This window comes from Pantoea sp. X-Soil-MYKO-1785 (assembly GCF_059730675.1).
The window spans coordinates 1-13,496 of sequence record NZ_AP036002.1 but is presented as its reverse complement, the minus strand read 5'-3'; the positions used below and the strand labels follow the sequence as shown (position 1 = coordinate 13,496).

Sequence of the window (13,496 nt, the reverse complement as noted above, 5' to 3'; positions counted from 1 at the left end):
GCCACAATTAACCTGCCGGGCGGCTGGAGCTCTCCGGCGGTCACTTTTTGATCCCTGATGATTAGTCCGCTTATTGTGCAAATTTAATTTTGATTAACGGCAGCGGGAATTATTCCAGGCGGGGCGTCGTCGGCTAAAAGAGTGGACCGCAGCCCCGACTCTTAAGGTTTATTCGCGGGTCAGGCGCTGTGGAGCCGGTCACCGCGCAGACAACAGGGTTGCCACATATCATCAGAATATCTGATCAAAAAGTGGGATATTCTTTTAGCCTGCCTGAACAACTGTGACCAGAATCTGACTGATTCTGTCAGGACCAATTTAAAACTGTGATCGGACTGGCAGAAACAGAATAGTGGTCTATGCTCACTGGCCCGACCAGGCTTCGGCCAGGTCCACAGCAATAGCGCTTACAATAAAAAAAGGAGTGATTATGGATTTAGCAACTTTTGAAGCCAGAACCGGCCTTTGGCCACATATGCACTTTACCGATGTAGAATATGAAGTCTGCGGCGACCGTGTCGAGATTTATGCCATTGATGTCAGCCGTCAGACCAAGAGTAAGCTGTTCATCTGCCGCGTAGTGAATGAACAGCAGGCAAAATCGCTGACCGCCCAGTTCAAAGAGTGGTTGCCTAAACTGCGGCTTAAAAAACGCAAAGTGGCGGTTAACCTTGCACGTCTCAGCTGCGAAAAGAATTTCCCAGCCAGCCTGAATCGCCCCACCGGGCATTCAGCCAGTCGCCTGCTCTGATAGCCGCGACGGCTCTTCTTCAGCCTGATCGTTACCGATCAGGCTGGTCAGATAGCTGAATCGCGGTGGTGGCTAATGCGGGTATTAACGCGCTGTCCGGCAGTTCAAATAACCGATAGTCACCCGCCTCAATCGAGATGTCACGAAACAGCGTAATGTGGATCTCGATCCACTGATTAGCAGCCCGCAGGCTATGTGGCCAGTTGCGCCGTTTCAGTTCAGCAACAAAATCACGGGTACTTACCGTCCATCCGCCCTTACCGCTCCGGCGCATGACCTGACAAAACGCACTATAAATCTCATCCGGCTGTGACATTCATCTTTTCTCACACAGACTGTATAGATAAACAGTATTACCGATTAACAGGATGATCAAGCGGCTTCTGTTTTCTGCTGCGTCATTGCTGGATGCGCAAGGCTTGCCTGTGGGTTGTGTCGGCCAGCTTCTGGTGGACTGGCAGCTGCCATCCTGACGATCTCGTTCTGTTCACCTTTCAGCTGCGATGACTTTAAGCCAAATCTTAGAAAACGTTTTCATATAAGCGTAACGCGTTGATAAGCAAGAACATAACTCACCCTTCGCTTATTAATCATTTGATATCTAATTAAAAAATCAGAAAAGCGTAACGGCAAAGCTGACGGTTTTGCCCTATCTTTAAATGGCTCTGTAACGAAATCCACTCCAGTTACAGAGTGATCTAACTCCTACCCTTGCCCCCTTTTACAGGGGGCTCTTTTTTTGGTCCCGGTTATTTCCTGCGGAGCGGATGTTTATTCAACATACAGTCTTTATCTCCCGCTTCGCTATCCGCTGAAAGTGGCTGAATCGTCGCGTGATAACGCGGATCAGCACGTGTCAGAATTCAGAAAAATTGCGCATTTATCGATCGAAACAGTTAAGAACGGTTATTTATTTGTAACGTGATAATTCAACATTCTGGGTTATTACCAAAATCACTGTTGTTATTCCGTTGAAAGTAATCATTTTTTCTCTTTATACTGCTCTGGCGCTTTTTTTACGGCTAATAATTAGCCAGCTGAGATATGGCAACTGTCGAAAAAAACGCGTAATAATCAATCAGCCCTTATTATCCGGCGCCTCACCAGGGAAGCCGTTAGCCTATAAAAATATGTTCTGCCCGTTTTTTGCCCCTGCCTGTCTGGCGGGGCTTTTATTTTGTGCCGCTTCCCATTGACTTTATGGCGCTAAAAGAGTCGTCGCCAGCGAGCAAAACGGGTGACCTGCCCGATGGCTGAAGCGAGCCATGCGCCCAGTAGCAGCATTAAAACGCCGCTGTTATGCCGCTAACCGCGTATCGCGCTGTGCTATGGTTGCAAAGCAACCACCAGCCATGCGAGTCCGCCTATGCTTTCCACCATCATTTACCGCAGCCAGCTTACGTCCTGCGTCTCGTCTGAGAGACTGCAGGCGCTGGTCGATCATGCCGGTTCGAAAAATGCGGCGATTCAGGTTACCGGGATCCTGCTATTTGATGGCCAGCATTTTTTTCAGGTGCTGGAAGGCACTATGGAGGCGGTTCTCACTGTCTACCAGCGTATCAGTCAGGACGATCGGCATTTCAATCTGATTGAATTAATGCGTGATTACGCGCCCGCCCGTCGCTTTGGTCACGCCGGTATGGAATTGTTTGATCTGCGCGATTACCGGGACAGCAACGTGGTTGATGCACTGCTTAATCGTGTCACGCTCAATGCCGAGCGGGTGAAAGGCGACCGGGTAGTGAAATTTTTACGCTCGTTTGTTGAAGGGCGTGACAAAGAGACGTTTATTGCGATTGACCCTGCAGAAGAGTGGCAACTGATTACCCCGCCGTTAGCGGATGCACCGTTAGCCTATCGCCCTGCCCCCGGCCAGCAATGTGAATTTGCATTACAGCCGATTGTCGATGTCGCCAATCGCAGGATTGTCTCCTGTGAAGCACTGATCCGCGGCCCGCAGGGCAGGTCGCCAGCGGACTATTTTGCCGCGCTGCCTGAAGAGCAAATCTACCAGGCCGATCTCGCTTCAAAGGACTATGCGTTTCTGCTGGCCCGTCATGTAGGTATGCAACATCAGACCCTGTCGGTCAATCTGCTGCCGATGTCGCTGGTGGTGATTGAACACGCGGTTGACCGGCTTATCCGGCAGATCACCCGCCAGGGGTTACGTCCGGAGCAGGTGGTGGTCGAAGTCACTGAAGATGAAGTTATTTCGCGCTTCGATGAGTTTCAGTTTGCCGTTCGGCAACTGAAAGCCGCCGGGATCAGTCTGGCGCTCGACGATTTTGGCGCGGGCTTTGCCGGCCTGTCGCTGTTAGCGGACTTTCAGCCGGATAAAGTTAAAATCGATCGAAAACTGATTATGGATATCCACCGCAGTGGTCCCCGTCAGGCCATCGTGCAGGCGATTCTTAAGTGCTGCAGCGCGCTGGAAATCACCGTCATTGCGGAGGGCGTAGAGAAGATTGAAGAATGGCTGTGGCTGGAAAGCGCCGGCGTCCGCTATTATCAGGGCTTCCTGTTTGCCCGGCCAGCGCTTAATGCCATTCCGCCGGTAAGCTGGCCTGCGCGACGTCTTCTGCGTTGATCGACTCTTTTAGCTGAATTTTGACCTTGCTCACACCGCTTCGCTGCAAACAGCAAAAGCTGTGCCAGGCTTAATCCATCCGCAGGCATAACGCCTGACCGGTAATGATTGAGTCCCCTGGATAACAGCCTTAAAGTGGAGGTTCACCATGAATGAAGATCGCATTGGCGGTAACTGGAAGCAGTTTAAAGGTAAAGTTAAGGAAAAATGGGGCGATCTGACGGACGACGATATGACCGTTGTTGAAGGGAAGCGCGATCAGCTGGTCGGTAAAATTCAGGAACGCTACGGTTACGAGAAAGATCGGGCCGAAAAAGAAGTGAAAGAGTGGGAAGATACGAATAAATACCGCTGGTAATACGCTGTTCACGCCGGGCCTCGTCGCGCCCGGCTCGTTATCTGCTCCCGCCTGCGGAGCGCTTTTTTCTCTCTGTCCCGACTTTCTACCTTCATCACATCTCCTGACCGCAATTATTATGGAAATGATTGTTTCTTTATCATGGCGTGGCGCGCATACTGCCGGCCTTGTCCCTGTCAACGGGATCTGAATCGCCTGCGGAAATCTTACATGCCCCAACACTCTACCGACACGGTCTGTGGCCTCGTCGGTGTTCTGCCTGAGACGCTGCGCCGCTGGCGACGTGCCGGACTCATGACGTCTCCGGGCCCGGCCGGTTATTCCGACAGCCAGCTAACGCGTGCGCTGTGTGTGCGCGACCTGACTTCGGGTGGGCATACTCTTTTTGATATTCATGCTTCGCTTCGCTGGCCTGCGCTTACGCTGCAGGGCGGCTGGATCTGTCGGGAAGAAGAATTGTTGCAGCTATTGCGGCATGACGATGATGACGATATCGCGCGTGAATTACGCATAATGGGCGCGAACTACAGTGGCGATGATTATGTTAATCGTTATCTGCGACCGCTGAATCTCTGGTTACGTAGCGACCCCAGTGAAGGAGCAACAGGGCGCCAGCAGCGCTTTCATTCTGCTATTGTCAACCAGTGGGAACGACTGGCGCTGGCTGCCCAGCGTCGCAGTACCGTGCCGCTTTTTCTGGAAGCGGTGAGCGTCACTGATGAAACAGAAATCTGGATGGAGGCCATTCGACTGAATGGACAGGGATTCCGGGTTGAGGTGGCTGCAGTTGCGTCTGGTGAACCCGCCGTGGCGCATCGCCGGTTTGAGCACCATCTGATGTGGTGCGGTGATGGGATCACTCCGCTGATGAAAGCGGCGTATCAATCGATGCTGGAGGCGGGCAAACCGGTAATGCTGACCGGAACCGACACCCGGCTCAAAGCTGAAACTGAAACCAGCCTGCTGGCTGCCAGCGCCTGATGCTGGCCTGCCGCAGCATCACGAGCGGATAAAACCCGGCCGAATCTGACGATAAAAAAGGCGGAAGGCCACCTGAGTCACCTTCCGCCATTGTGTTTACCCCAACAGCTTATTTCTGATGTTCCAGCGTCCGGGGTGCCCCGCCAACCTCAATCGGAATACGGCGAGGTTTCTCGCTTTCCGGGATCTCCTGCAGTAAGCCTACGTTCAGCAGGCCATCCGCCAGGCTGGCACCGGTAACTTTCATGTGCTCAGGGATCGAGAAGCTCAGCCGGAAATCGTGACGCGCGATGCCGCGGTAGATCCAGCCGCTTTTCTCCTCTTTCGCTTCCTCAGACGCGTCGGATGCCGTGGTTTCTTTCTTACCGGCGACCGAAAGGCGTCCGCCGCTCAGTTCAATTTCGAGCTCGTGCTCTTTCCAGCCGGGCACGCTCACCGTCAGTGCATAGCGGACATCGTCAACCCGCTGTAGATCGTAAGCCGGTACCGAGGCGATCTGACTGTCGCCGGTTAGCTGGCTGAACAGTTTATCGATACGGCTAAAGCGGTCTGACAAAACGGAATCGGCCAGCGATGGGAAGACAGAAAACTGATGTAAAGACATGGTGACAACCTCCTGAATAATGTTCATCCAAAAGCTCATCTGACCGGTTTTCAATCGCCGGTCACTACTCCAGATAAGGTCTTTTACTGCGCTTTCAAGCCCGGCAAATAAATTTTTTATTCCAGTAAAACCAAAGATTTATAAAGATAATATCGTGCCTGTAATCCGCTATTTTTTTGCATGGGGAGCGAGGCAAAAATGCGGGTGTTGGCCGGCCAGTAGCAGCAGTAATTCATATTCACCCTGACTTAGCGGTGTCGGATTTACTGCGGCTTCTTTGGTTTGCCAGACACGCAGGCTGAGGTCGAAGCGCTCGGCGGCACTTTGCTGAGAGAGTCCAGCAGCAAGACGAAGTTCACGCACATTATTCTGAACCACTACAGGCTGCCGGGGAGGACGATTAACCAAAAAAAACTCCTTTGAATGAGGGGGCCCGCGCAAAAATATTTCACGCCACTTTTTATCGAAAGCGAAGCGTGAAGAACGCGGTCCGGACGTTTTGACATGAGAATAATTGACCATTTTAATTAAATGTCAAATGTCGGGCTTATCTTTTAAGTACAGTCAGTGAATAAGCGAAGCGGCTAAATCTGTCGGTAAATCGTCATTTTTCAGATTTTTAGAATGCCTTATTTCCAACACCAGGAATTTTCCTGATATTTTCTCGCGCGTTAATTCAGGGATTATTCCGCTACCCTGCCTCTCCATCCTTCACCAGGATAGTCGGTTTAGCCTGGGAAAAATTTTTCAGGACAGATAACCGAAAAAAACAGAGGAGAATAAATAGATGAAAAACCCTATTCAGCGCCGTATGCCTGAAGACCTGTCGCGGGTGGAGATACGAGAGCAGTGGCAGATCACTTACTGGACTCAGGAGCTTAAAACTACCCAGGATCGACTGACACGCGCCATCCGTGAGACCGGGCCGCAGGCAGACCACGTGCGCGACTGGCTGGAAAAAAACCCGCCGCCACGGCATCCAGAGCAGTCCAAAACAGAACACAAGCGTTAAACGGACTGCCGCTGGAGCATCAGCGCCAGCGTTGCTCCTCCTGTTGACTGCGGTGAGGTTAACTCAGATCGCGGATCTATCCCGGTCTGGGTGCCCTGCTGAATTTTCATCATATAATTTAGAAAGTTACCCACACCTGTCGTCCAACACAGTGACGGTTTTATCGCTGACTTCAATTTTAACAATTAAAATAATCCCAACTTAATTCTCTGCAGAATGAATGATAATTGATTACCAATCGGGTAATAAACGATTAGCCGCTTTGGAGAGTATTGCGGCCTGACGGTGAAAATAAAAACGACTGTCGATAAAATTATCGAATCGTAAACAGGCATCAAATGCGTTAAAGAAAATAATAAGAGACACCCGCCGTCGAGTCACATATCATCGCAGTGAAAACTATAATTACGCATTATTTCCTTTCGCCCGACCCGCACATCGTTCCGGTCAGTTACCGTACAATTTCTCTTTTTATTTCGTGCCGTCACCAGACAGTACGAAGGACACACACAGATGCTAAAAAATTTAAACGGCGACGACGAACGCCGTACCCGTGCTTTGCAGGCGCTCAGCCGCCCTGACGAAAGCCGCGACGATGTCCTCAGGAAATTTGTCAGGTTAGCCAGCCAGGCACTGAGTATTCCGGGCAGCTTTATTTCCGTGCTGGATGATGAATATCAGACGGTACGCGCAGCACACAACTTTGCTCTTGAGCGTTCATCGCGCCAGGACTCCTTATGCCGTCATGTAGTCGACAGTGATAGCGCCGTTATCGTGCCTGATACCTATCTCGATGCGCGCTTTGTTACCCATCCGTTAATTACCGGCGCGCCCTTTATTCGCTTTTATGCCGGCGTGCCGTTAAAAAACCGCGAAGGTATTATTCTGGGTACCCTGTGTGTTACCGATACGCAGCCCCACCCTTTTAGTGTCGATCAGGTCACGACGCTGAAATTACTTTCTACGCTGGTGATGTCGTTTCTGGAGGCGTGGCATTCCGCTGGCTTTGCCGATCCGGTCACGGGCCTGCCAAATCGTCAGCGGCTGATCCGCGATCTGCAATATCTGGCCGTGGCGGGCGATACCACGCCGCGCCGTCTGGTGCTGATTGATTGCATCGATATGTCACGCGCTTACGAGCTGGCTCGCACCATGGGTATGGGACCGGTTGAAAGTCTGCTCAAAGATATGGCGACCCTGTTGCCGCTGCGTCTGCGTCCGGCGGTCGGTGAAATGCTCTATACGGTTGCAACCGGTCGGTTCGCTATTCTGACCCGCGCAGACAGCCGTCTGAGTGCAGCGTGGGTCGCAGGACGTCTGGAAGGGATTAGCGCCGATATGGATGAAGGGCTGTCGGTGGCGCTCACCACGCATACCGGCGAAGCCGACTTTACTGCGGGCAGCGTGCCGGCACCTGAAGTGCTCCGTCGCGCGGTCAGTGCGCTCAACGAAGCCGTGGGCCGGGGAGTGCCATCGCAACGCTTTGACGCCGCCACCGAAATGCAGCGCACCGAAGATTTCGTTCTGATGACCGATCTCAAAATGGCGCTGCGTGACAATATCGGGCTCTATCTGGTCTATCAGCCCAAAATTTGTCTGCACAGCGGTAAGCCGGTCGGTCTGGAAGCGCTGGTCCGCTGGCATCACCCTACGCGCGGTGAACTCTCTCCGGCCAGCTTTATCCCGCTGGCAGAGCAAACCGATCTGCTGTCGACCCTGACGGCCTGGGTGATCGATCAGGCGGTGGATCGTCTGCGGCGACTGCGAAATAACTGTATCCAGCTGCCTTTAACCGTCAACGTCAGCGTGCGTGACTTCTCACGCGAGGGATTTGCCGCCGCGCTAGAGAATAAAATGCTGAAGGCAAAATTGCCAACGTCGCTGCTGGGTATCGAATGTCTGGAGACGGAGCGCATCATTGAAAGTCCGATGGCATTACGCGGTCTGGAAATGCTCAAACAGCGTGGTTTTGGCATTTCGCTTGATGATTTCGGATCGGGCTACAGTAATATCAGCTATCTGCGAAGGCTGCCGCTTGATGTGATTAAGCTGGATCGTTCACTGATCAGTGAGCTTTCCTCAGATACCGCTTCCCGTATCATCGCCCGCAGCATTATCGCCATGCTGAAAGAACTGGATTATGTGGTGCTGGCGGAAGGCGTCGATTGCCCGGATGCCGTGACCTCGCTGACCGAATATGGCTGCGATCAGGCACAGGGTTACTTTTACTCAAAACCGTTAACTGAAGAAGCCCTTAACCACTGGCTGCACTGGAAGCTACGCGGCGAATGCCGTTGAGGCTGCCGCTGGCCTGGCTGAAAATAGCTAAAGCGTTGTCTGTGACAGACAGCGCTTTTTTATTGTCAGCGATCGGGCAGCCCGATCAGGCACCAATCAGTCATTCAAAATAATTGACCTTTAACAGCAAAATAAGGCTATTTTTCTTCTTCCTCATTGCGCCTACTATTCATTCCATCGAGGCAGAACGCCTCTTCCGAATTAAAATGAACTGAGGAAATGACCATGAAAACCATCAAAACTTTCGTTGCTGCTACTGCACTCTCCCTGATTTCTTTCGCTGGTTTTGCTCAGACCATCACGGCGACCGCCTCTACTCTGGACGCGGCTGAAGCAAAAGTCGCTGCACAGGCGAAAGATGCTGGCGCGTCCTATAAAATCACTGGCGCCCGCGTCGACAACCGCGCCTATGTGTCGGCTGAGCTAATTAAATAAGTGCATCTGTTCTGTATAAAGGCTGCCTGTAAGGCGGCTTTTTTTTTGCCTGCTGCTTTAACGACGCTCCGCCAGCGTCCCTGTTCGCACTCCGCATTATACGTCATTAGTGCCTCCGGTTCAGGCGGACCGGATCGGGTCAGCATTTAGCCGCTACGGTTAAAAACAGGTTAACGGCAAAATTGCCGTTTCGCTTACTCCCACCTGTGATGGTGCAGTGTGTGCGACAGCAAATAAGGTTAGATGCAACATTATTTGAACAATGTTAGCGTGTGCCCGACAATCACATAAAATCGGAGCTGCACATGCTGACCACAATAATATATCGCAGCCATATTTCGGATGACTTTCCGCTTAAAACGGTGCCCGAAATGGTCGAAAACGCCAGCAAAATTAACGCGGCCCACGATGTCACCGGCATTTTACTGTTCAACGGCACCCATTTCTTTCAGCTGCTGGAAGGCCCTGAAGCCGGAATACTCGCCGTTTATGGACGGATCTGCGCCGATAAACGCCATCACAACGTAGTGGAATTGATGCGCGACTATGCACCTTCACGTCGTTTTGGTAATGCCGGCATGGAACTGTTCGATCTGCGCGAGCACGACCGTTCCTCCGTGCTGCAGGCGGTACTCGATAAAGGGACCTCGAAATATCGCCTGACCTATGACGATCGGGCACTGCAATTTCTGCGTACCTTCGTTGAGTCGCGCGAGAAAGAAAATTACTACGAAGTTCTTCCGCCGGGTTACTGGGAATTCATTTCTGAACGCAGTGATGTGCCGGATTCCAGACCGCTCACCGAAGGGGTCAGCTTCCGCCCGGTCGTCGATCCGCTGGCCCGTCAGGTCACCGCTATTGAAGCGACCATTAACCGCCCGGCAGGATCGCTGTCAGAAGATTCAGCCAGCCAACAGCTCTATTTCGACGATCTTGAAACAGTGAAAAAGAGCTTTGCCCATGCCGGTCTGGTTTGCCCGGACGGCATGACGCTCTACGTCAGCCTGCTGCCTATGACGCTGGTGGTGGTGCCGGATGCGGTGAAGCTGATTGTAGCGGCGATTGAGCAGGCGGGTCTGGTGCCTGAGCAGGTAGTTATCGGCGTCAGCGAAACAGCTGTCATCTCCCAGCTTGATGCGTTTTCCAAAGCCGTGCGCGAACTTAAAGCGGTAGGGATCAGCTTATCCGTCGACAACTTTGGTGACGGTTCGGCCGGTTTGTCGTTACTGACCCATATTCAGCCAGATCGTATCCGCATCGATGCCGGTATCACCCGCGATGTTCACCGCAGCGGACCAAAGCAAGCGGTGGTACAGGCGATTATCAAATGCTGCTCGGCGCTGGAAATTACGGTGATCGCAGCCGGTATCGTGCAGGCTGAAGAGTGGATGTGGCTGGAAGCGGCGGGCGTGATTAACTTTCAGGGGACGCTGTTCGCCGCCGCCGGACGTTATGATCCAGAGTCGGTCGCCTGGCCGGAATACCGCGAAGCGATGTAATCACGGCACAGTGGGCTACCCCCTCAGCAGGGCTCGCCGGATGGCGGGCTTTTTTTATCGTGATCCGCTGCGCCTGTTGCGCTATTGATCGCGCACAGCTGACAACCTTGCCGGGAGTGCATACCACAATGAATGTTCACGTCAGAACCGCGGCCGCTACCGATACAGCCGATCTCTTTCACATCCGGACTGCCGTGACTGAAGTTCCCTGGTTTATCCTTCGGGACAGCAGCGCTGGCATGTGGCTACCTCGCTTAGCCTTCCGCAATCATGGTTATTACATCTAACCACTATAGCGAGTAAAAAGTCAGACTAACCACTATAGCGAGTGACCGTATCACTTTTGAGATCTGTTTCGCTTTGACATCCCGCAGCATCAGGTGGCAGAGCTATCGACCAGAGCGCGTGAAAAGTCGGCCAGAGACATTAACAACCACTATAGCGAGTGATTATGCGCAATTATGCTCCTGAGCTCCCGACAGAAGAGTCTTATCCGGCCAAATTTCCACCGGATAACCACTGTAGTGAGTGCCCGCCTACCGGTGCCCCGCCGCCGATAACCACTATAGCGAGAAATTACGTCCTTCCCACCAACGCTGCCCAGCAGAGCGTCAGGCAGCGACTGACACAATAACTCATCGCAGTGGTTAACCCTCTTCGCTGCTTTTCGCACTTAGCTAACCACTGTAGCGAGTAGCCTGAGCGCAGGTAGTCGATAGCATCGCGTTTATAGCCTGTTCTGACAGGTTCGTTCAGTTAGGGAGGCGCCGATTCGACCAGATTTGCGTGGTAATGGCCTGCATTCGTTGTCAGCTAACCGCTATAGCGAGTAAAACACCGCGCGATGCGTGGTTTTTCTCGCCCGTCAGTGTCAGTCAGTGTCATCCTGACAGCTCAACAACCACTATAGCGAGAAGCTCTGCCTATCAGGCAACTAACCACTATAGCGAGTAATAGGCCGCTATTAGCTTAGAAAACAGGCCGGTGACCAGGCAAACAGGAGAGATCAATTCAAATCCACCGTTCTGACTAACCACTATTGCGAGTATTTAACCTGTTTTAGGGTATCCGTTCTCATTTGCTAACCACTGTAGCGAGTACTTAACCTGTATTAGGGTATCTGCTATCAATTGGTAACCACTGTAGCGAGTATTAACTTACTTCACGCTGACCGTTCTCAATTGATAACCACTGTAGCGAGGAAGTAACAGTGTAACTCAACATTTTCTGAACAAAAAATCAGCCGCTATAGGTTAGAAAAACAGCAACCAACCACTGTGAAGCGTAAAGGGGCCAAAGAACATTCATTTCGAGGCGGAGAAAAGAGGAGTCAGACAGGGTTGCCACGGGTAACAACCACTATAGCGAGAATGGTCAAACTGGCGATCGCGATATTATCAGCGTGCCAGAGCAGAGTGTGAACGGAAGGACGTCTCATCAGCGCGCCACCCATAACCACTGTAGCGAGCATCTCTGACGCGCTGACTGCCCAGCAGCAGCTTGATATATGTGCAGCAGAGAGGAAAAGCAATGTCAGTAACCACTAACATCATTCATAGCACGGGCTGACAGGTAAGTGAATACCAGGGGTGGAGGTGAACAACCACTATAGCGAGTGATCTTGCTCACTATAGTGGTTAGTGCTCACTACAGCGGTTGCCCGAAACGGTGCCCTACTCGCTACAGTGGTTAGTTTGCGGCCTTGCTCACATTCTCACTCGCTGCCAGGCGTCGTAGAGCCGCAAGGAGGTTAGCCTTTTTTCTCTTTGCGGATTTTATTCAGTAGCTCTTTCTCTTCACGTGACACCATCACCAACTCACTGCTCTCTTCTTCCGGAATAATATCCGGCAGACTCATATCCATGATCTCTGCATCGCTGTCGATATCATCATAATCATCCATATCATCGTCAATTAAACCCGACTGACTAAGCGGCAGTTCTGCCGGCCGCAGCTTAGGATGTCGATAATGGACCCAGAAGTAGACTGACGAGCCGCGCTTAGTTTCGGTGTAGTCGAGATACCCAATCTCTTTCAACTGCTCCATCGCTTTTCTGACGGTCGCATTTTGCGTGATCACGCGGGAGGTCAGGTTAAGCCTGGCGCGCAGTCGGGCCATGGATATCGGCGCAGGCTTCGGCGGCAGGCTTTCAATGAAGGTATAAAGCGCCTGGGCGGACTCTTTACGCGCCAGCTCATTAATCGCCTTGAGCTGCAACAGCACTTTTCGGTCGAACTGATACAACTCAAAAATCTTCGGATCGGCCTGCAACGTCACAGTATCTTTTTTAATACTGTATTTGGCGGACTGCACCAGGTGAGTCGTGTAGTTTTCGCCGCCTTTGCTGGTAAACGTTAATGTATTAGAGGCAATACGCGTCAGTGATGCGTCCAGACGGTTCCTGAGCTTCGACGAGAGGCGAACAGAGGGAATGCCACACAGTTTGGCGAATTCGACGAAAGAAAGCGTTACCGTGTCTCCCAGACACTCGTGCGTGGCAAAAGCACGAATGATCCCCACCCATGTTTTGAAATCGTTATCCATATCCAGCCGGGCGCCGAGGATCTTGATGTTGTCATACCCTTCCGATCGGACCAGAGATAACTGTTTAAGGTCCTGCGTGACGTCCATCGCATTCATCTGGTTTTTCTGACTGCGCGCCGTGGACTTTAGCGTAGGAACAAACAGACCCAGTCTCATCAGAGCCACCGGCTGCACCGTGTTATTGCTGTTAGGCGTCAGGGTAACAACTTCACCGGTACGTTTGTCTGTTTCGCTAAACGCTTCAGCTATGTTCAGGATATCTGGTTCTTTTCTGGCCATGCGGAAGATCCGTGATGTGAACAAGCGAGAGTCGCCGTTACTCGATACAGTGGATACTAGCACTCACTATAGCGGTTAATCTACTCGCTATAGTGGTTTTTTGTCTCGCCACAGTGGTTGATTTACTCACTACAGTGGTTAGCGATC

12 protein-coding genes are annotated in these 13,496 nt (G+C 51.9%); 8 read left to right on the top strand and 4 right to left on the bottom strand.

The features are described from left to right. Positions 1–430: 430 nt before the first annotated feature. Positions 431–751, top strand: a complete 321-nt coding sequence (locus AC6I8D_RS23260) for a hypothetical protein (RefSeq protein WP_312759998.1) — start codon at positions 431–433, stop codon at positions 749–751. A 31-nt stretch (positions 752–782) separates the two neighbouring features. Here the strand turns inward: AC6I8D_RS23260 and AC6I8D_RS23255 are convergent, their stop codons facing one another. Further along, entirely contained in the window at positions 783–1,067 is a 285-nt protein-coding gene (locus tag AC6I8D_RS23255) for a DNA polymerase V subunit (RefSeq protein ID WP_497821069.1), read from the bottom strand. Between the two features lie 1,050 nt (positions 1,068–2,117). Between AC6I8D_RS23255 and AC6I8D_RS23250 the strand changes: the two genes are divergently transcribed. From AC6I8D_RS23250 to AC6I8D_RS23240, 3 genes are all read left to right on the top strand, one after another. Beyond that, entirely contained in the window at positions 2,118–3,338 is a 1,221-nt protein-coding gene (locus AC6I8D_RS23250; protein ID WP_497821068.1) for a diguanylate phosphodiesterase, read from the top strand. 148 nt (positions 3,339–3,486) lie between these two features. After that, positions 3,487–3,696, top strand: a complete 210-nt coding sequence (locus AC6I8D_RS23245; RefSeq protein WP_312056589.1) for a CsbD family protein — start codon at positions 3,487–3,489, stop codon at positions 3,694–3,696. A 210-nt stretch (positions 3,697–3,906) separates the two neighbouring features. Continuing rightward, positions 3,907–4,677, top strand: a complete 771-nt coding sequence (locus AC6I8D_RS23240; protein ID WP_312056591.1) for a MerR family transcriptional regulator — start codon at positions 3,907–3,909, stop codon at positions 4,675–4,677. Between the two features lie 109 nt (positions 4,678–4,786). On the opposite strand, the gene AC6I8D_RS23235 is transcribed toward AC6I8D_RS23240, so the two are convergent. Beyond that, positions 4,787–5,281: an Hsp20 family protein gene (locus AC6I8D_RS23235; protein ID WP_312056592.1), complete on the bottom strand. Its 495-nt coding sequence runs from the start codon at positions 5,279–5,281 to the stop codon at positions 4,787–4,789. A gap of 168 nt (positions 5,282–5,449) precedes the next feature. Continuing rightward, positions 5,450–5,689 carry a transcriptional regulator gene (locus AC6I8D_RS23230; protein WP_312056594.1) on the bottom strand — a complete coding sequence of 80 codons (240 nt, stop codon included), beginning with the start codon at positions 5,687–5,689 and terminating at the stop codon, positions 5,450–5,452. A gap of 379 nt (positions 5,690–6,068) precedes the next feature. Between AC6I8D_RS23230 and AC6I8D_RS23225 the strand changes: the two genes are divergently transcribed. The 4 genes from AC6I8D_RS23225 to AC6I8D_RS23210 all read left to right on the top strand — a co-directional run bounded on the left by AC6I8D_RS23225 (position 6,069) and on the right by AC6I8D_RS23210 (position 10,525). Further along, positions 6,069–6,293: a DUF3606 domain-containing protein gene (locus AC6I8D_RS23225; RefSeq protein ID WP_312056595.1), complete on the top strand. Its 225-nt coding sequence runs from the start codon at positions 6,069–6,071 to the stop codon at positions 6,291–6,293. A gap of 513 nt (positions 6,294–6,806) precedes the next feature. Continuing rightward, positions 6,807–8,591 carry an EAL domain-containing protein gene (locus tag AC6I8D_RS23220; RefSeq protein WP_497821067.1) on the top strand — a complete coding sequence of 595 codons (1,785 nt, stop codon included), beginning with the start codon at positions 6,807–6,809 and terminating at the stop codon, positions 8,589–8,591. Between the two features lie 225 nt (positions 8,592–8,816). Further along, positions 8,817–9,026, top strand: a complete 210-nt coding sequence (locus tag AC6I8D_RS23215) for a DUF1471 domain-containing protein (protein WP_312760005.1) — start codon at positions 8,817–8,819, stop codon at positions 9,024–9,026. Between the two features lie 305 nt (positions 9,027–9,331). Then, positions 9,332–10,525 carry a diguanylate phosphodiesterase gene (locus tag AC6I8D_RS23210; protein WP_497821066.1) on the top strand — a complete coding sequence of 398 codons (1,194 nt, stop codon included), beginning with the start codon at positions 9,332–9,334 and terminating at the stop codon, positions 10,523–10,525. Between the two features lie 1,750 nt (positions 10,526–12,275). Here AC6I8D_RS23210 and AC6I8D_RS23205 read toward each other — a convergent pair. After that, positions 12,276–13,349: a RepB family plasmid replication initiator protein gene (locus AC6I8D_RS23205; protein WP_312056599.1), complete on the bottom strand. Its 1,074-nt coding sequence runs from the start codon at positions 13,347–13,349 to the stop codon at positions 12,276–12,278. Positions 13,350–13,496: the final 147 nt, after the last annotated feature.